The following is a 17,826-nucleotide window of genomic DNA, read 5'->3' as shown; positions in this document are numbered from 1 at the left end:
CATGTCAGTTGTCCTCTTCCAAAGCAGCATTTTCACGAACCAGGCGATCCGTCATCCTGTCGTCTGGGCTACGCCGCCCCAAACCAAACAGCCGGTGCAAACGAGCCGGAATTTTCCACTGTGGAACCAACAGCGCGAACACAACAATTACCGCGGAGATCAGCTTCATATCGTTGGGGTTAAAGCCAAGGATCAAAGCAAGCTGGATTACCACCCGGTAGATCACCGCGCCCACAACCACTGCCGTTGCCGCACGCCAAATTGTTGTGCGCCCCAGGATGGCTTGGCCAATGATGACAGAAGCCAGCCCGGCAACGATGATGCCGATTCCCATCCCCACATCCGCAAAGCCCTGATACTGCGCAACCAGCGACCCCGAAATCGCAACCAGGCCATTAGACAGAGACAAGCCCAGGATCTTCTGAGTGTCCGTAGAGACCCCGAATGAACGCACCATTTCTGGTGAATCCCCGGATGCGCGCAACCCAAGTCCCACATTGGTGTGAAGGAACCAAATCAGCCCCGCCAAAACAACCAGAACAAATGGGGTCATTACCAGCGGTCCGTACCACGTTCCCAGCAACCCACCATCGCGCAGAGGGGTGAAAATGGTGGTTGCCCGAAGAAGCCCCAGGTTCGAAGTCCCCATAATCCGCAGGTTGATCGAATAGAGCGCGATCTGGGTGAGAATACCGGCCAGGAGTCCGTCGATGTTCCCCTTGGTGTTGAGAATGCCCGTAACAAGTCCGGCGGCCAGCCCGGCAACAAACGACGAAGCAATCGCCAGAACCGGGTTCGTTCCACTGAGGATTAGTGTCGCCGATACGGCAGCTCCGGTTGCGAAGCTGCCGTCGACCGTCAGGTCGGGAAACTCAAGGACTCGGAAGGTGAGGTAGACGCCGAGAGCCATAATGGCATATATCAGGCCCAACTCAACAGCGGTTATCACTGGCTTCAGCCACCTCTCAAATTGACGCCCAGCTTGCTGGCGTCTATTCGGTTATGTTCGCGGGATCTGCTTCTTCAACAATATTCACCGGAATCTCCACACCCATACGCTGTGCTGCCCCCAGGTTGAGGTATAGAGCCGGCTCCGCCGAGGTCGCGACTGCAATCTCTTCAGGGCTCTTCCCATCCTTGAGAATCTGCACAGCCATCTGACCTGTCTGGTAGCCCAGTTGGTAGTAGTCGAGGCCGTATGTGGCAATCGCGCCACGCGCTACAGTGTCGCCCTCGGCACCAAAGACGGGGATCTTCTTGGCTTCGCCAACCTGCAACACGGTTTCAAAAGACGTGACAACTACGTTGTCAGTGGGCACATAGATCGCGTCAACATCGCCAAGAGATTCGGTAGCCTGCAGCACATCCTGGGAGCTCATGGCTGGTGCCTCCACTATCTCCAGTCCCAGTTCACCGGCTGCTTCCTTGGCCCAGCCAACCTGGACAAGAGAGTTGGCCTCCCCCGGGGAATAGACAACTCCAACTGTCTTCACTCCGGGAACGATCTCTTCGATGAGCTCCAGCTGCTCCTTCACGGGGTTGGCATCAGAGGTCCCGGTAACGTTGCCCCCTGGAGCTTCCCAGCTATCCACCAAGCCTGCGTCGACAGGGTCAGTCACTGCGGTGAACAAGACCGGTGTGTCTGTGATAGCCTGCGCGGCTGCCTGAGCCGTGGGTGTTGCAATGGCGAGGACGAGGTCGACATTCGAAGACTTGAATGATCCTGCAATCGAGGCCGCCGTTGATTGGTCACCGTTCGCATTCTGCTCATCGAACGTCACGTTGAGCCCCGATTCCTCGAGTGCTGCTTTGAACCCGTCCGCTGCTGCTGTGAGAGAAGGGTGATCCATCAGTTGGCTGATGCCGATCACGTACGTCGTGTCATCGGCCGCCTCGTTCCCGGCCTCACCAGTAGATTCGCCGGATTCGGGCGCGGCCGAGTTGGTGCTACACGCACCCAGTGCAAGCATGCCTGCGATACCTAAGACCGCTAGCGAAGAGAGCTTTTTCAAAATCCTACCTCCAGGTCACCTGAATCGAACTTGGCTGCGGCCTAGCGGCTACAACGACGCGGAACAACTTAGCGATCATAAGGGTCTCATCGCCGCCGCCCTCGGGACCGTCCAGTGAGTGAACTACCCTGGAGCTTACGAAGGGAGCCGACATGACAGACCTTGCACTAACACACGCCCAGGACAAGATGGCTGCGGCGGGCGTTGCGCCGGGCGCAATCAGAGTATTTTCCCACTACTTCCAGCAGCTGCAATCCGGCGATCTGGGATTGATCAGCGAAGAGGAGATTGAGCCGTTTCTAGACCCAGTTGTGGCAAACACTCTCGACTTCACGGCGGACGCGCAACGTGATGCCATGCGTAAGACCGCGTTGCTACGTCTCAATGGGGGCCTGGGAACCTCAATGGGGTTAGAGCGAGCCAAGACGCTGATTCCGGTCCGTGATGGGAAGAACTTCCTGGAGATCATTGCCTGCCAGACCCGGCACGCAAGACGCAGGTACTCGGCGACGCTACCGCTTATCTTCATGAACTCCTACAGGACGAATACGGATACCTTGGAATGCCTGTCCCAGTTCACAGATCTCCCGGTGGAAGGTCTGCCACTGAGTTTTCTCCAGAGCAAAGAACCCCGCCTCGATGCCGAGAGTTTGCTACCCATCAGCGTGCCGGAGAGTCCCGATGACGAGTGGTGTCCTCCGGGCCACGGTGATCTCTTCGTCTCGCTGGAATCGTCCGGCATCCTCGACCTCCTAATCAACCAGGGGTTCGAGTTCGCACAGGTCTCAAACGGTGACAACCTAGGAGCGCTCCCGGATGGCAACATTGCGGCGTGGTTCGCATCGACGGCAGCAACATTCGCAATGGAGGTGTGCACGAGGACGTCCAATGATCGCAAGGGCGGTCATCTAGCGCGACGGCGGGGAGACGGCGCACTTATCCTCCGCGAGTCCGCCCAGACCGCCGACGGAGATCGGGCGGCGTTCGAAGATATCGACCTGCACCCATATTTCAACACGAACACCCTGTGGCTCAATCTGCCCCGCCTCCGGGATGCCCTCACCAGTCGCGACTCGATCCTCGGTCTCCCCCTGATAAGAAACATCAAGAACGTTGACCAGGGCGAGGATGAAACGCTGACGGTGGTACAGCTTGAAACAGCGATGGGCTCAGCAATAGAAGTGTTCGAGGACGCGCAAGCAATTCTTGTTCCCCGCAGCCGCTTCCTCCCAGTCAAGACAACCAATGAGCTCCTTCTGCTCCGTTCGAACCTCTATGAGATGGGGGACGACTGCGGTCTTGAATTGACTACGGAAACCACGCCACGAGTCGATTTGGAAGCCACCTACTACGCACATCTTGACCAGTACGAGAGTCGCATTCCGAAATCTCCGTCAATGCGCCGCGCAACTTCTTTGAGGGTCGAGGGCGACTGGTACTTTGTGCCCGGGTCCACTGTTGAAGGTGATGTTCTGCTCGGTAAAGAGGGCGGCATCTACCAATAGATTCAACCACCCTCACGTTTGGTCATTAGGATTGGTTGCAGACCGCATCCGCACGGAGTAGAAGAAGGAACTTGATGGCCACGGCTTCGAAAATCGGTTCAGATCGCCCTGTAACAACCGCAATCATTCTTGCAGCCGGGGGTGACGACGAATCACGGGAGTTGCTCCATGCGGAGCTCTCTGACTCGACGGTGGCCGCTCTGGCTGTGCAGAATCTTCGCCAAGTTCTCCCCGCTGAGAGAATCATTGTTGTCATCGCTCCCGAAGATCAGAGGATTCGCGAGGCCCTTGGAGAAGACCTTACCTATGTGGTCCAAGAAGAACCTTTGGGAACAGGCAACGCAGTCGCAGCCGCGCGGGGCGTGATTCCTGACGACACCGAGCAGCTCCTAGTTACCTACGCGGACACTCCACTTCTTCGTCCCGCATCCCTGCGGGGGCTTCTCAACCGGCACAACCTGAAAAAAGCAGGTTTCTCACTGCTCACAGCACGAATGGATCAGCCTCTCCCCTACGGCCGCATTGAGCGTGACTCCGACGGCAGAATCACTGCCATTGTTGAACCAGAGGACTTGACGTCAAAAGACGCGGGAATTGCGGAGGTCAATGTCGGGTCATACGTAGCAGCGCCGGATGTACTCCTTGAGAAGATTGACGACCTTGCCAGCCGTGGGGAGCATCGCCTCACCGAAGTTGCGCGTAGCTTCCTGGGTTCAGACCACGGGGTCGTTTCGTACCGCATCTATGACACCGACGAAGTACAGGGCATCAACACCGAGGAAGGTTTGGCGCAGGCCGCAGATATTGTCCTCAAACGCCTTTTTGTGCCCAAGAAGGACACGGATACCACCATCAAGTTTGGCACTGGTGGATGGCGAGCCATCATTGGTGAGGGATACACGCTTGGCAACCTGCGCAGATTGTGTCAGGCCATAGCTAATGAAGCCACGCGCCAGGGTATTGACCACATGGGTGTCGTTATCGGCGGGGACCGCAGGTTCCTCTCTCGGGAGTCAGCCGAAGCCGCGGCAGAGGTTTTCGCCGGCAACAATATCCCGGTTCGACTGCTGCCAGACGACGTACCAACCCCGCTGGTAACCTTCGCAGCGCCATACACTGAGTCCGCTTACGGCGTGATGATCACGTCCTCGCACAACCCGCCGAACTGGAACGGAGTGAAAGTTTTCCGCGCTGATGGTTCGCTTCCATTGGATGCCGAGACCGACCGCTACCAGGATGAGGCGAACTCGTTACGCGTTGAGGATGTTGTCACGCTCGACCTCGACCTTGCGAGAGCCGCGGGAGTTATCGATGAGACCCCTCTGACCGACCCCTATATTGACGCAATCGAGCAGATCATTGACTGGGAGCTGCTGCGTGGATCAGACCTTCGGGTTGCAGTTGATCCAATGTACGGCACCAGCCAATTGACTCTGGGGACCATTCTTTCCGATATGCGCGTCCAGGCAGAGTTCATTCACGCGGCCCACAACCCTCTCTTCGGCGGTATAGCACCGGCCCCTGATTCCGAACGTCTCGATACCCTGAAGAAGATGATCAGGTCCGGGGGTGGAAAGTACGACCTCGGTATGGCTACCGATGGGGACTCCGACAGGATTGGCATCGTTGATGAGAATGGCGAGTACGTCACCTCAAATGAGCTGTTGCTTCTGATCTACTGGTACCTGCACGAGTACAAGGGTGAGAAAGGCGGGGTTGTCCGCAACGTAGCAACCACGCACCTACTGGACCGCCTAGCCGACCACTTCGGAGAAGAACACCGGGAATGCAAGGTCGGGTTCAAGCACGTCACTGCTGGTATGCAAGAAATCGACGCTGTTTTGGGCGGTGAGTCCTCAGGTGGACTCACCGTGCGGGGCTGGATCCTCGGCAAGGACGGCATTTTCGCCTGTGCATTGGTCGCCGAAATTCTGGCGCGCACCGGCAAGAGCATGTCGGAATTACTTGAGATGATCTATGGGATCACGGGGCGCCTTTACTCGATGGAAGAGAGCATCCCAGCAACGCCTGAGATGCGTCTAGAGGTTCCTCGTCGGCTTGAGTCTGAACCACTGACTCACATCGGTGAATACAAGATTGTGGATATTGTCCACACCGATGGAACGAAGATTCTCTTGGAAAACGACAACTGGGCTCTGCTCCGGTTCTCTGGTACGGAACCGGTGTTGCGCCTGTTTGTAGAAGCGGATACCCGGGTGAAAGCCGAGGAGCTGCTGAGTTGGCTACGGGGGTTTGTCACCGCGTAGGCACGGGGGTGGTTTGTGAAGTGTTGGGTTAGTAAGAAGTGAGAATAATTCCGTAATAGATAATAAGGGAGACGGGTTCAATGGCGAACACACGTATAGAAGTGGACCTACTTGGTCCAAAAGAAGTACCCGAGAATGCATACTGGGGTGTGCACACGCAACGCGCTGTGGAAAATTTCCCCATCAGCGGGCGCGTGGTAGGTGACTACCCGGGTTTCATGAAGGGCATGGCCGAAGTCAAGAAGGCTGAAGCTCTGGCCAACAGGGAGGCTCGTGTCATCCCCAAGAAGGTTGCTAAAGCAATCACCGCGGCCTGCGACATGATCATGTATGAGCAGGTCGCTAGGGATCAGTTCCCAGTTGACCTGTTCCAAGGTGGCGCCGGAACCTCTGTCAACATGAATGCAAATGAGGTGATAGCCAACCTGGCACTAGAGACCTTGGGGCTACCGAAAGGCAGCTACGACGTAATCAATCCCAATGACCACGTCAACAAGTCTCAGTCGACCAATGATGCATATCCAACAGGACTTCGGCTGGCTATCTACCATATGGTTCACGATCTAAGTATCGAGTTAGGAGAGCTCTCTGACGCCCTGGATCGCAAGGGCGATGAGTTCGCTCGGGTCATCAAAATGGGGCGAACGCAGCTTCAAGATGCTGTGCCAATGTCTCTTGGCCAGGAGTTCCACGGTTTTGCTGCCACCATTAGGGCAGAGACCGACTACCTGACCAGCCAGGCCGAACTAATGCTGACGGTTAATCTAGGGGCGACGGCCATTGGTACCGGCGTCAACACGCCGCCAGAGTTCCAGAGCATAGTGGTCGACAAGCTCGCAGAGGTGACAGGGTTGCCGATCAAAGGTTCCACCAACTTAATCGCAGCCACATCAGATACCGGAGATTATGTCTCAGTCCACTCTGCCTTGAAGAGGACGGCAAGCAAGATCTCCATGGTTTGCAACGATCTTCGCCTTCTCTCTTCGGGTCCTAGGGCCGGTCTCAATGAGATCAATCTTCCTGAAATGCAGGCAGGGTCATCTATCATGCCCGCAAAGGTTAATCCGGTGATTCCCGAGGTCATGAACCAGATCTGCTTCAAGGTTTTCGGAAACGACGTTGCAGTAACCTTTGCATCAGAGGCCGGGCAGTTGGAGCTGAATGTGATGGAACCGGTCATTGCTCAGTGTCTGTTCGAGTCGACTGAGTTGCTGCAGACAGGATCCGCCGTACTTCGCACCAAGTGCATCGATGGGATCACTGCCAACGAAGAGGTTTGCAAGAGTTACGTAGACAACTCAATCGGCATTGTTACTTACCTCAACGACATCATTGGCCATCACAATGGCGATGAGATCGGTAGAGAGTGCGCCCTCACCGGGAAGACGGTACGCGAGGTTGTCCTCGAACGCGGACTCATGACGCCTGAGGAGCTCGACGAAGTGCTGTCTATCGATAACCTCTTGAAGCCGCAGTATTTCGGCGAATACTTTCACGGCGACGACTAACGATCTAACGAAACTCGAAAGGATCAACAATGATCTGGGTACAGTTTGCAGTGGTTCTAATCTTCATCTTCCTGGGTGCCAGGATGGGGAGCATTGGGATTGGTTTCGCGGGTGGCGCGGGCGTAATCGTCCTCGGCCTGCTCGGTTTGGAAGTGGATCCGATGACGGGGATCCCCTGGGATGTCATCGGTATCATCATGTCCGTTATCTCAGCCATCGCCGCAATGCAGGTTGCAGGTGGGCTGGACTATCTGGTCAAGGTCACAGAGAAGGTTCTGCGCAGTAATCCGAAGCGCATCACCTACTACGCACCAATCGTCACCTTCTTCATGACGGTGTTTACGGGAACCGGTCACGTCACATATTCGGCTATCCCTGTTATTGTCGAGGTCGCAAAAGAATCGAACACGAGGCCGTCCCGCCCCTTGTCGATTGCAGTTGTGGCCTCACAGGTGGCCATCGTGGCTTCCCCAATCTCAGCAGCAGTGGTGTTGATGGCAACTGAGATGGAACAGTTCGGTGTCGAGTACATGCAGATTCTCGCGATCATGATCCCCGTTACGTTTGTCGGGGTGCTGGTCGGGGCGTTTGTGGCCTCAAAGATGGGCAAAGACCTTGTCGACGATCCGGTCTACCAGGAGCGTTTGGCTCAGGGGCTGATTCAACGACGCGACCTCAAAGAGATTGAGATCAAGCCTCACGCCACCCGCGCCCTGTGGATCTTTGGCATTGGGGTACTGGTGGTTATGGCTTACGCCATGGCAGTTTCTGACTCCATTGCTCTGATTGAGAACCCAACGGTTCCTCGCAACGCGGCAATCATGATCATCATGCTTGCGGTGGCAATGCTTATCGGCCTCACCTGCAAGATCAGCGTTGATGAAGTGTCATCCCAGTCCACATTCAAGGGCGGCATGAGCGCCGCCATTTGTGTTCTTGGTGTCGCTTGGCTCGGGAACACCTTCGTCAACGGTCACTTGGAAGAGATCGCATCTGTCGGTGGCAGCGTCATCGAGTCGGCGCCATGGCTGTTGGCAGTGGTTCTCTTCTTCGCGTCAGCGCTGCTGTACTCACAGGGTGCGACGACCGCGGCCATGATGCCTGTCGCATCAGCCATCGGCGTTGCGCCCGCTGTAATGGTGGCATCGTTCCCGGCAGTTACGGGCCTGTTCGTTCTTCCCACCTACCCGACTGTGGTTGCCGCGGTGGAAATGGACGACACTGGCTCAACCAGGATTGGCAAGTTCGTGTTCAACCACCCCTTCTTCATCCCGGGTGTGGTCACAGTCGCTGTTGCAGTTGTGCTCGGTTTCGGCTTAGCACCGCTCGTGACGGGAGGTTTCTAGTCCCGGCGGCTATCCAAGAGGCGATCTAGTACCTGATACACGCCCAGTTCCTCATTCGACGCGGTGAGGAACTGGGCTTGGTCCTTAATCTCTTGGTCCGCATTGGCCACGGCGTAACTGTGCTCGACGGCAGCTAGCATTTCTAAGTCGTTGAGGGTGTCACCGAAAGCCATAAGGTGGTGGCGACCAAGGCCGAGATGCTCTGAAAGTACCCCGATGGCGCTGCCCTTCGACACCCCGGTGTTCATGATGTCCACCCACGGAGGTCCTCCCAGCGTCACCGTGAAACTATCTCCGAACGTTGGCTGGAAGTAGGTGTCAAGCGCACCTCGCGCGTCCTCGTGCGGAAAGTATGCCGAGTATTTGACGATCTCCTCTTCGATACCACCGAAGTCCGTCACGAAGACAAGATTCTTGTAATAGACGCGAAACTGATCAGCCAGAGGACGGGCAGCTACGGGTAGGTATGCGGCATTCATTCCACAGAGTGTTGGGTACCCGTCTGTCGAAGTAAGAGTGCCCTCAACCATTGACAAGTACTGCTCGGGAGAAATCACGCTCTGGTGCAGGATCTTTCCTCCCGATTCCACAACCGCACCGTTGTCACTAATGAATGCCAAGTCCATGTCGGGCCAGTCGAACATCTCTTTCAGAGTTGCAAGTGGGCGTCCGCTTGCAGGAACGAAGACAATCCCCTGTCCATTCAACCGTTGAACGTAATCTCGAAGGTCCGGCGGCATCTTCCCGCCCTCCAACAAAAGGGTGCGATCGAGGTCGGAGGCAACCAGCAAAATGTCATCCATGCCACGACTCTACAGGTCGCAATGGCTCTTGGGCCCGATCATCTTGGAGTACCGGGCGGTAATGTAGCACTCAGAATTGTGGGCTCAAACCTAGGCGGAAGGACAACGCCCGGATCCCCGCGTCGCGGAAGACTTCAGTAGGAATCTCACCGGACTCCACCGCGGAGACGATTGCATCTATGAGACTCTGCGCGTAGGTAGTGGCGGTCGGGCCGTCCTCGCCCCCAATCGATAAAACCAAAGTAGCCCCTGCCTTGATAGCACCGACTGCGTTGGCACCGGGATCAGCGAATGTCTCTTCCCCGGAGTTGGTGAGCATCGACATGTCATCCGTGATGATGACCCCGTCAAATCCGAGGTCGTCACGCAAGATTTCATACCATTTTGCCTGCAGGCTGGTCGGGCCTTGCGCAATCCAAGGGCAGGAAATGTGGCTCATCATCACCAGCGAAGTGCCAGAATTGATCCCTGCCTCAAAGGTAACGGCTGCCGTCTCAGCCCACTCTTCCTGAGTTATCTGCCCGCAGTCGGGAATGATTTGGTGAGAATCACCTGGGGTGAGGCCATGTCCCGGAAAATGCTTGATCGTTGAGTGAACCGTTCCCCCTCCCCCTTCTCTCTCCCCCTCCACGGCCGCTTGCACGGCTGCCGCTGCCGAGGACGGAGTAGTACCCAGCACCCGGTCATAAATGAAAGATGCTGAATCATCCGTGTAGTCGGCGACGATCCCGAAGTTCACATTCACTCCCAGCTGCGACAGATATTGACCGCGCTCTCGGAAGGCCTCCTCAACCGCAGCCGGATCGCCGTCACGCAGGTCCCCGGCCCCCACACTCGCGTCCCCCGCGAGGCGTTTGACAAGGCCGCCTTCCTGGTCGATCGAAATCACCAGCGGCGGTAGCCCTGCGGATTCTGCCGCCGCCTGCCATTGCATTGTCTGCTCTACAAGGGCGTCCTCGGGATCAGGAACGTTGTCACCCATCAAGATCAACCCTGCAGGAGCAACTGTTTCGATGAAGCTCTGCGTCGCCTGAGCATCGGATCCCGGATAGTGAAGAACAAGCAACGATGCAGCTTGAGCGCGCGTATCCCATGACTGCCACAGCTCTTCTGCTTCTGCTGCGGCCAACTGTTGCGGCGTCGGTGGCTCATCCATCTCTTCTTGCTCGTGGGCCGACTGTGCCACGTTTGCGGTGTCCCCCGCTCCACCGGCGTCGGGCGCGGCATCTGGCGACGTGCACGCGGTCAGTAGCAGTGCAACGGCAAAAGGAAGTGTCAAAGATAGGCGTGTGTTCACGGTTCCAAGTATGCACCGAAGTCAGTCGCTCACACGCGAAAGGAGCACTGTTCCGTCCGGAGTACTGATCGAGGCCTCTGAAGCAGAACACATGTAGCGCGCTTCGGAGTAGTCAACTGGTTCGGGGGGAATGACCATTTCCATACCCGCTGCACTCAACGCCATAACTGAACCCATGTTGTGCTCATGAATCGTCACCCGATCGTCGTTAACCGTGAAAGTGCCCTCATCGACTCCATTGCGGGTAATCACCGACTCTCCGCCCTCGACCACCATGGTTATCCTCCAGCCGCTGTACTCGGTCGTCACTGAGCCGTCCGCCGCAAAAGTAAGGTGCACCTCCCCGGTAACCGAGGTCGGCTCATCACCAAACTCCCGAAAACTCGCCAGGAAGAACTCGTTGTCAGCAAGCCAAGTCCCATTCAAACAAGCACGGGGATCTGTCGGTTCAGCGACCACGACTTCCTCGCCCTCGTCGCTCTCTTCAACAATCTCCGTCGCCTGTTCTGCACGCGGCACGCTCGAGGCCGCATCCGACTGCTAGCCTTAGGGTGTTGCGGAACACCCAGACAGGGTGATGCCAAGCATCAAAGTGCTGGCAAACGCCAAGTAGCAAGTTGCGGTCTTTCTCATTGTCCTATCTCCTCTGTTTCAGTCGAAGTCATACCGATCTGCACAAATCAACTCCCCGTCGTCGTAGTCGATAACGACCGCCTCACCGTCGACAAGTAGTGCTTCCAAGGCTAAACATGGAGTTTGACTGGTGGGATCTTCCACAGACCCATCCATGCGGACGCGGAGGGTCTCCCCCGACCACTCCGCTTTTGCGTTGGCTTTGGAGAATGTGCTTTCGATGACCTGCAGGACCACATCATCCGAGGTCCCGAACACTCTTTCATCCTTACCTTCTGGACCTGCAAGAGCATCGTTGAGCACGTCCAGTGTCTCCTGTGAGGCGTCTTCGGAGGAACCGCATAGGTGCTCTTCTTGAGCTGGGAGAGATTCGTTCCCTTGATATTGAGCTTCTTGAGGATCGCGTGGATGCTGCGGGCCTGCACGGCGTCCCCTATACGAACCCCGCACTCTGGTTCCGTTGTCTGCGACTGATTCTTGACGGAGATGTGACGCTTGCAGAACAACACGCGCAGGCAATGTACGAGCAGTCTCCCCAGGAGGGTACGGTCGCTCAGGCGCTGTACACAAGTCAGTTGGGGCTCATTCGATGGATGCAGGGTCGCGTAGATGAACTTGAGGAAGGCTTCTTAGCCTCACGACGCAACTACCCCGACCAGCCCCTTTGAAGCGGTCCAGGTTTTGTTCCGCTGTTTATGCTAGGGCTTTTGCTCTGGCATTGGTGTTATGGTGGTTTGCTTCGTATTCGGTTGGGGTCAGGTAATCTAAGGCTTCGTGGAGACGGTCGTGATTCCACCAGTGAACCCATTTCAGCGTCTCGAATTCGACCTCGGTTACGGAGGGCCAGGGCCGGCGGGCGTGGATGAGTTCGGCTTCGTAAAGGCCATTGACGGTCTCGGCCAGCGCATTGTCATAGGAATCTCCGCGTGACCCAACCGATGGGGTAATGCCGGCTTCTTCCATACGCTCGGAATAACGAATCGACACGTATTGAGATCCGCGATCTGAATGATGTACTAAACCAGTTAGGGCCTGTTTTTTGCACTGTTCAGTGCGTGTTCCAACGCCTCCAAAGGCAGGTCTTCGGTTCGCATCGTCGAGCGGGTGGACCATCCCACGATCTTGCGGGAGAACACGTCGGTGACAAAGGCGGTGTAACAAAACCCGGACGTAGTTCTCACATACGTGTAGGGTCGGTCAGCAGCGCCCTGCCAGTCTTTGAACTGGTGGGTTTCTGCTGGCCGCCCTCCGAACCGGACGTGCCCATTCCTGAGCATCCGGCTCTCCATGTGGTCACGCCGGAGCAGTCGTCCATGGTGTGGGGATGCGGGTTCCTCGATACCTGTAGCGGGCCACTGTGACCTGCTGGCAACGGAAGAACTCGATTCCTTGGTCGCGGATCTGCCAGCCGGGCAGATGACGACGTACCAGGGTGCGCATATTCAGTTTCGGGTGTCGCTTCTTCAACCAACCGACGATCCGCCAGAAGGCGAAATGATCGATATAGCTGAAGAGGTGTTTCACGACGCCGTGCTGAAAATATGTGCACCAGCCCCGCAGCGCCGGGTTCAACCGGCGCAGCAGGTCTGCGAGCGTTCGATGAGATGCCCGGCGGGTAAGCAATCGCACTTTGTCCTTGATCGAAGCCAAAGACTTCCGTGAAGGATAGGTGTAGATCGCTGTCTTCCCGCCATGACCTCTGATCCGGCGGCGCTGGATGTGCCACCCGAGGAAGTCGAACCCGGTGTCTATGTGCGTGACCGTCGTCTTCTCGACCGAGAGGCGTAAACCCATCGGCGCGAGCACGTCGGCGACTTCGTCCCAAAGCGCTTCGGCATCAGCTTGGGTGCCGCGGACGAGAACGACGAAGTCGTCCGCATAACGGACCATCTTCATCGTCGCGCCCCCAGCGCGTTGATGCTTCGTGCGCGACCATTGCGGTCCGAGCGCGTCCCACTTGCGTTGGAAGTGCTCGTCCACTACGGACAGGGCGATATTCGCCAGCAACGGCGACAGAATCCCGCCTTGCGGGGTGCCGGTGAAGGTGTCCCTGTTCACGCCGTCCTCACTGAGGACACCCGCTTTCAGAAAACCGCGGATCAGACGCAACACGCGCTTGTCGGTGATGCGACTGCGGACACGCTGCATGAGCGCGTCGTGGTCGATCTCGTCGAAACACGCGGTGATGTCCGCTTCGAATACCTGCACGTAACCACGTGAGGCATAGAAGTGGATCTCCGCGATCGCGTCCTGCGCCCGACGGCGCGGCCGGAACCCATACGAGGACGGCATGAAATCCGCCTCGAAGATCGGTTCCAGCACCAGTTTCAGTGAGGCCTGAACGATCCGGTCCGTCATCGTCGGAATCCCCAAGCTACGGACCTTGCCGTTCGCTTTCGGGATCGACTTCTGACGCACCCGTTCCGGGACGAACTCGCCGTTCTTGACACTTTCGCGCAGACCGGTGAGCATCCCCGCCACTCGGTCCGGGGTGACAGATCGCGGTGCGATCCCATCGACGCCGGCAGTGCGGCCTCCCTTGTTGCCCGACACCCGATTCCACGCCGCGGCGAGGAATGCGGGGTCATAGACCAGATTGAACACATCATCGAAACGACGAGCAGGATCGCCCGTCGCCCATCGGTGCAGTTTCGTCTGCATAGTCAGTACCCGCGCCCACGCCTCCGATGTGTCGGCAGGCCACGGAACACTCGTATTCACAAGCGTTTCTCCCTTTCTGTTTCCATCTACTGCGATCACACTGGACCCCTTCGCCATGTGACCGGCTTTCCCGGTCTCGGACTACTACGGGTCCTCCGCCCCACCCCGGCCCGATCAGCAGGCCGCGCGCTCAGCCGGACGCCGCGCCGCTGGCTGCGGCGGTCCTCCGGCGGAACCGAGATGGTTCCCACGTTCACTTCCGAACCCTTCGACGGGATCGGCACCCAGTTATGCCCCAGCATCCTCGCCACGGCTACGCCGCAGGCATTCACCGTGGCCTCCCGACCGGCGACATCACCCAGTCCAGGAGTTCCCCTCACCGCCGAAGCGACGAGGGTGCGCGATGCAACCCGACCCGAATCCGCCAGGTTAGAATCGGTGGTCTTGTATTGAGGGGCTTTCAGCCACTGGTTCCTATTCGTATGCCTCTCCGTCTCGCTAGCCGAGCCCGCACCATCTGGCAGTACTGATACGACTCGTCGTTGTCGAGGACTGCTCCACCCACCACGCTCACGCCAGCACGGCAGATCGTCCTCCAGCTATCACACGCCTGCTGCGACAGACGTCGAGCGGTGTCCTTTCACCACCGCAAGGTTCAAAAGCACCTCGTGGCGCTCAATGTCTGCCACCCATAGCTGGTTAGGAGCAGTGGCATCAAAGTTACGGTCCACTAGATCAGGGCGTTCATCAACAGTCCTAGAAGGGCAGGTGGTTACGGGTTTGCGGCCCCTGCGGATTCCGTGAAGGCCAGCCTTGCACATAAGACGCCCGGTTTGTTCACGCCCGATCATCCAACCCTGCCGGCGTAAGGCATGCCACATTTTGCGTTTGCCGTAAACCCCGTAATTATTGGCGTGAACCTCACGCAACACGGGTAACAACTGGCGATCACGTACTTCCCTGTGACAGACAGGACGCGTTTTAGCAGCCCTGTAGCCTCTGGAAGTGAGGAACCCGCTCTCTGTCGCACCTAAAGTGCGGCAGATCGGCACGGGCCCCGAAACGATGCTTGTACATGTCGATATACGCGATCATCTCACCGCGGGGCGGTCGAGCTCGGCTGCAAAAAACGCTGACGCAGTTTTCAAGATTTCATTAGCTCTTCTCAGTTCCGCGATTTCCCGCTTTAACCTGCGAACTTCAGCAGATTCCTCAGTCTAAACACCAGGGCGCCTGCCGGCATCAACATGTTCTTGATTGATCCATCTGCGCAGTGTCTCATTAGCGATCTCAAGGCGAGGCGCCGTCTCTTTGATCACTGCTGACTGCGACAGTGACCGATCATTTTCTAGCCGATCCAAAACCATACGAACCGCACGATCCCGAAACGACTTGTCATACTTTACTGGCATTGCTCCATCCTCTCAAAAAAGACGGAACTAAACCTGGACCGCTTCACACACCAAAAGAGCCCCAGATGGTCCAAGTCAGGTCTGCCGGTGCTCGGATGTGGTGGTGGAGCGCGGTGGTCGGCTCTGTGTCTAGCGTTTCCCGCGTGCGGTGCGGAGCCCGTTGAGGATCACCAGGACCTCGGCGATCTCGTGCACGAGGACCACGGCGGCGAGTCCGAGGATGCCGAAGAGGGCGAGCGGGAGCAGTGCGGTGATGATCAGCAGCGAGAGGATGATGTTCTGGTTGATGATGCGCCTGCCGCGGCGGGCGTGGGCGAACGCGCGTGGGAGCAACCGCAAGTCGTGGCCGGTGAAGGCGACGTCGGCGGATTCGATCGCGACGTCCGAGCCGGTCGCTCCCATGGCGATCCCGATGTCCGCGGCGGCCAGGGCCGGGGCGTCGTTGATGCCGTCGCCGATCATCGCGACCGAGCCGGTCCTGCCGAGTTCGGAGATCGCGGCGGATTTGTCCTCGGGGCGCAGCTCGGCGCGCACGTCCTCGATCCCGGCCTGCGCGGTCAGCGCGTGGGCGGTGCGGGTGTTGTCGCCGGTGAGCATGGTCACCCCGACGCCCTGAGCTGTGAGGGTGCGCACGACCTCGGGGACCTCGGGGCGCAGCTCGTCGCGAACCCCGATCGCGGCGACCGGCACGCCGTCGCGGTGCACGACAACGACCGTCATGCCTTGCTCCTCCAGGTCCGAGACCTGGTCGCGGAGCGTCCCGGGGTCGAGCCAGCGAGGGCTGCCGACGGTGATCTTCGTGCCGTTGAGATGGCCTTCGATGCCGTGCCCGGCCTGCTCGGTTACGTCCTCGGCCGCGGGTGCTTCTGGTGCTGCGGCGGTGATCGCTGCGGCCAGCGGGTGGGTGCTGTGCTGTTCCAGGGCCGCCGCCCAGTGAAGTGCCTGTGCTTCCGTCACGCCGTCCGCTGTGAGCACGGCCGTGACTGTCGGTTCGTTGCGGGTGAGCGTGCCGGTCTTGTCCACGGCGATGTGGTGGATGGTGCCGAAGCGTTCGAAGACGGCGCCGGATTTGATGATCACGCCGAACCGGCTGGCCGAGCCGATCGCGGCGACGACCGTGAGCGGCACGGAGATCGCCAGCGCGCATGGCGACGCGGCGACGAGCACGACGAGGGCGCGGGTGATCCACAGTTCCGGATCGCCGAGCAGCGAGCCGATGAGTGCGACGAGGGCGGCGAGCACGAGCACGCCGGGCACCAGCGGGCGGGCGATCCGGTCCGCGAGACGGGCGCGGTCGCCTTTCTCTGCCTGCGCCTGCTCGACGAGCTCGACGATCGTGGTGAGAGAGTTGTCGGTGCCTGCCGCGGTCGTCTCGATCTCCAAGGCTCCGGCGGCGTTGATCGCCCCGGCCGACACCGTGTCGCCGGGCTCGACTTCGACCGGGATCGACTCTCCGGTGATCGCCGAGGTGTCCAGGCTGGAGCGCCCGGACCGGACGATCCCGTCGGTCGCGATCCGTTCACCGGGGCGGACGAGCATGAGTTGCCCGACGGTGAGGTCTTTCGCCGGGATCTCGACCGAGGCGCCGTTACTGCGGACGGTCGCGGTCTCCGGGACGAGTTTGAGTAGCGCCCGCAGTCCGCCGCGGGCACGGTCCATCGCCTTGTCCTCCAGTGCCTCGGCGATCGAGTAGAGGAACGCCAGCGCGGCGGCCTCCTCGACGTAGCCGAGGATCACCGCGCCGACGGCGCTGATCGTCATCAGCAGGCCGATGCCGAGCTTGCGCTTCGTGACGAGGTTCCGGATCGCGCCGGGCGTGAACGTCGATGCGCCCAGCAGCAGGCCGATCCAGAACGCCACCACAGCCGCGATCTCTGCCCCGGCCCACTCCAGGACCAGTCCGGTGCCGAACGCGACGCCGGAGAAGACGGGCACCATGATCCCGCGGTCTCGCCACCACGGGCGCTCTACTTCCTCGGTTTCCGGGGTGGTGGTCGGCTCGTCGCAGCCGCACGCGGCGCTCACGCGCCCGCCCCGAAGCATCCCGGCACGGTGCAGGCCGAGTCCAGGCACGGGGCGCTCTCATCGACGGCCAACGTCACGTCGATGAGCGCTGTCAGCGCCGCGGTCAGGTGCGGGTCCGCGATCTCGTAGCGCGTCTGCCGGCCCTCGGGCTCGGCGACCACGATGCCGCAGTCGCGCAGACACGTCAGATGGTTCGAGACGTTCGAACGGGTCAGTTCCAGCCCGCGTGAGAGCACCGCCGGGTAGCTCGGGCCGTCCAGCAGGGTCATCAGGATCCGGGAGCGCGTCGGGTCCGCCATCGCCCGGCCGAGCCGGTTCATGACGTCGAGACGCGAAGTAATAGTCAGCATGCACTGA

General features: G+C 58.8%; 16 protein-coding genes and 1 pseudogene. 5 read left to right on the top strand and 12 right to left on the bottom strand.

Annotation, left to right across the window (positions count from 1 at the left end; genetic code table 11):
- Positions 1-4: 4 nt before the first annotated feature.
- Both H2O65_RS05270 and H2O65_RS05265 read right to left on the bottom strand, forming a co-directional pair.
- Entirely contained in the window at positions 5-949 is a 945-nt protein-coding gene (locus tag H2O65_RS05270; protein WP_182140716.1) for an ABC transporter permease, read from the bottom strand.
- Between the two features lie 43 nt (positions 950-992).
- Entirely contained in the window at positions 993-2,012 is a 1,020-nt protein-coding gene (locus tag H2O65_RS05265; protein WP_220458708.1) for an ABC transporter substrate-binding protein, read from the bottom strand.
- 152 nt (positions 2,013-2,164) lie between these two features.
- On the opposite strand from H2O65_RS05265, the gene H2O65_RS05260 reads away from it, so the two are divergent.
- The 4 genes from H2O65_RS05260 to H2O65_RS05245 all read left to right on the top strand — a co-directional run bounded on the left by H2O65_RS05260 (position 2,165) and on the right by H2O65_RS05245 (position 8,638).
- Positions 2,165-3,517 (top strand): UTP--glucose-1-phosphate uridylyltransferase, encoded by a 1,353-nt coding sequence (locus H2O65_RS05260; protein WP_182140715.1) that lies wholly within the window; start codon positions 2,165-2,167, stop codon positions 3,515-3,517.
- A gap of 74 nt (positions 3,518-3,591) precedes the next feature.
- Complete coding sequence (locus tag H2O65_RS05255; RefSeq protein ID WP_220458707.1) at positions 3,592-5,784, top strand: sugar phosphate nucleotidyltransferase; 2,193 nt, start codon at positions 3,592-3,594, stop codon at positions 5,782-5,784.
- A gap of 80 nt (positions 5,785-5,864) precedes the next feature.
- Entirely contained in the window at positions 5,865-7,292 is a 1,428-nt protein-coding gene (gene aspA / locus H2O65_RS05250; protein WP_182140714.1) for an aspartate ammonia-lyase, read from the top strand.
- Between the two features lie 29 nt (positions 7,293-7,321).
- The gene (locus H2O65_RS05245) at positions 7,322-8,638 is read left to right on the top strand and encodes an anaerobic C4-dicarboxylate transporter (RefSeq protein ID WP_182140713.1); all 1,317 of its coding nucleotides are present in this window, start codon (positions 7,322-7,324) and stop codon (positions 8,636-8,638) included.
- On the opposite strand, the gene H2O65_RS05240 is transcribed toward H2O65_RS05245, so the two are convergent.
- From H2O65_RS05240 to H2O65_RS05225, 4 genes are all read right to left on the bottom strand, one after another.
- Positions 8,635-9,441, bottom strand: a complete 807-nt coding sequence (locus H2O65_RS05240) for an HAD family hydrolase (protein WP_182140712.1) — start codon at positions 9,439-9,441, stop codon at positions 8,635-8,637. The genes H2O65_RS05245 and H2O65_RS05240 overlap by 4 nt on opposite strands.
- Positions 9,442-9,511: 70 nt before the next feature.
- Complete coding sequence (locus tag H2O65_RS05235; RefSeq protein WP_182140711.1) at positions 9,512-10,738, bottom strand: glycoside hydrolase family 3 N-terminal domain-containing protein; 1,227 nt, start codon at positions 10,736-10,738, stop codon at positions 9,512-9,514.
- 21 nt (positions 10,739-10,759) lie between these two features.
- Positions 10,760-11,257: a hypothetical protein gene (locus H2O65_RS05230; RefSeq protein WP_182140710.1), complete on the bottom strand. Its 498-nt coding sequence runs from the start codon at positions 11,255-11,257 to the stop codon at positions 10,760-10,762.
- A gap of 132 nt (positions 11,258-11,389) precedes the next feature.
- Positions 11,390-11,674 carry a hypothetical protein gene (locus H2O65_RS05225; RefSeq protein ID WP_182140709.1) on the bottom strand — a complete coding sequence of 95 codons (285 nt, stop codon included), beginning with the start codon at positions 11,672-11,674 and terminating at the stop codon, positions 11,390-11,392.
- 14 nt (positions 11,675-11,688) lie between these two features.
- On the opposite strand from H2O65_RS05225, the gene H2O65_RS05220 reads away from it, so the two are divergent.
- Complete coding sequence (locus H2O65_RS05220) at positions 11,689-12,039, top strand: hypothetical protein (protein WP_182140708.1); 351 nt, start codon at positions 11,689-11,691, stop codon at positions 12,037-12,039.
- Between the two features lie 25 nt (positions 12,040-12,064).
- Here H2O65_RS05220 and H2O65_RS05215 read toward each other — a convergent pair.
- The 6 genes and pseudogenes from H2O65_RS05215 to H2O65_RS05190 form a co-directional block, all read right to left on the bottom strand.
- Positions 12,065-12,573 (bottom strand): annotated as a pseudogene (locus H2O65_RS05215) (IS3 family transposase); the annotation flags it as partial.
- Positions 12,574-12,664: 91 nt separating this feature from the next.
- Complete coding sequence (gene ltrA, locus H2O65_RS05210; protein ID WP_220458706.1) at positions 12,665-14,131, bottom strand: group II intron reverse transcriptase/maturase; 1,467 nt, start codon at positions 14,129-14,131, stop codon at positions 12,665-12,667.
- A 503-nt stretch (positions 14,132-14,634) separates the two neighbouring features.
- Positions 14,635-15,084 (bottom strand): IS3 family transposase, encoded by a 450-nt coding sequence (locus H2O65_RS05205; RefSeq protein WP_259349458.1) that lies wholly within the window; start codon positions 15,082-15,084, stop codon positions 14,635-14,637.
- 165 nt (positions 15,085-15,249) lie between these two features.
- Positions 15,250-15,444, bottom strand: a complete 195-nt coding sequence (locus tag H2O65_RS05200) for a hypothetical protein (RefSeq protein ID WP_182140706.1) — start codon at positions 15,442-15,444, stop codon at positions 15,250-15,252.
- A 129-nt stretch (positions 15,445-15,573) separates the two neighbouring features.
- Complete coding sequence (locus H2O65_RS05195; RefSeq protein WP_182142573.1) at positions 15,574-17,469, bottom strand: cation-translocating P-type ATPase; 1,896 nt, start codon at positions 17,467-17,469, stop codon at positions 15,574-15,576.
- Positions 17,466-17,819, bottom strand: coding sequence for a helix-turn-helix transcriptional regulator (locus H2O65_RS05190; RefSeq protein WP_142113285.1), 354 nt, complete (start codon positions 17,817-17,819; stop codon positions 17,466-17,468). Before H2O65_RS05190 ends, H2O65_RS05195 begins: the two co-directional genes overlap by 4 nt.
- Positions 17,820-17,826: the final 7 nt, after the last annotated feature.

The organism is Schaalia sp. JY-X169 (assembly GCF_014069575.1).
Classification (GTDB): domain Bacteria; phylum Actinomycetota; class Actinomycetes; order Actinomycetales; family Actinomycetaceae; genus Scrofimicrobium.
The sequence above is the reverse complement of the archived record's forward strand: the minus strand, read 5'-3'. Positions and strand labels throughout refer to the sequence as shown.

What these genes read in the sequence shown, in the direction of transcription:
- H2O65_RS05260 (WP_182140715.1), top strand. Translation starts at nt 2,165, where the DNA reads ATGACAGACCTTGCACTAACACACGCCCAGGACAAGATGGCTGCGGCG.
- H2O65_RS05200 (WP_182140706.1), bottom strand. Translation starts at nt 15,444, where the DNA reads ATGCCAGTAAAGTATGACAAGTCGTTTCGGGATCGTGCGGTTCGTATG.
- H2O65_RS05240 (WP_182140712.1), bottom strand. Translation starts at nt 9,441, where the DNA reads ATGGATGACATTTTGCTGGTTGCCTCCGACCTCGATCGCACCCTTTTG.
- aspA (WP_182140714.1), top strand. Translation starts at nt 5,865, where the DNA reads ATGGCGAACACACGTATAGAAGTGGACCTACTTGGTCCAAAAGAAGTA.
- H2O65_RS05190 (WP_142113285.1), bottom strand. Translation starts at nt 17,819, where the DNA reads ATGCTGACTATTACTTCGCGTCTCGACGTCATGAACCGGCTCGGCCGG.
- H2O65_RS05245 (WP_182140713.1), top strand. Translation starts at nt 7,322, where the DNA reads ATGATCTGGGTACAGTTTGCAGTGGTTCTAATCTTCATCTTCCTGGGT.
- H2O65_RS05255 (WP_220458707.1), top strand. Translation starts at nt 3,592, where the DNA reads ATGGCCACGGCTTCGAAAATCGGTTCAGATCGCCCTGTAACAACCGCA.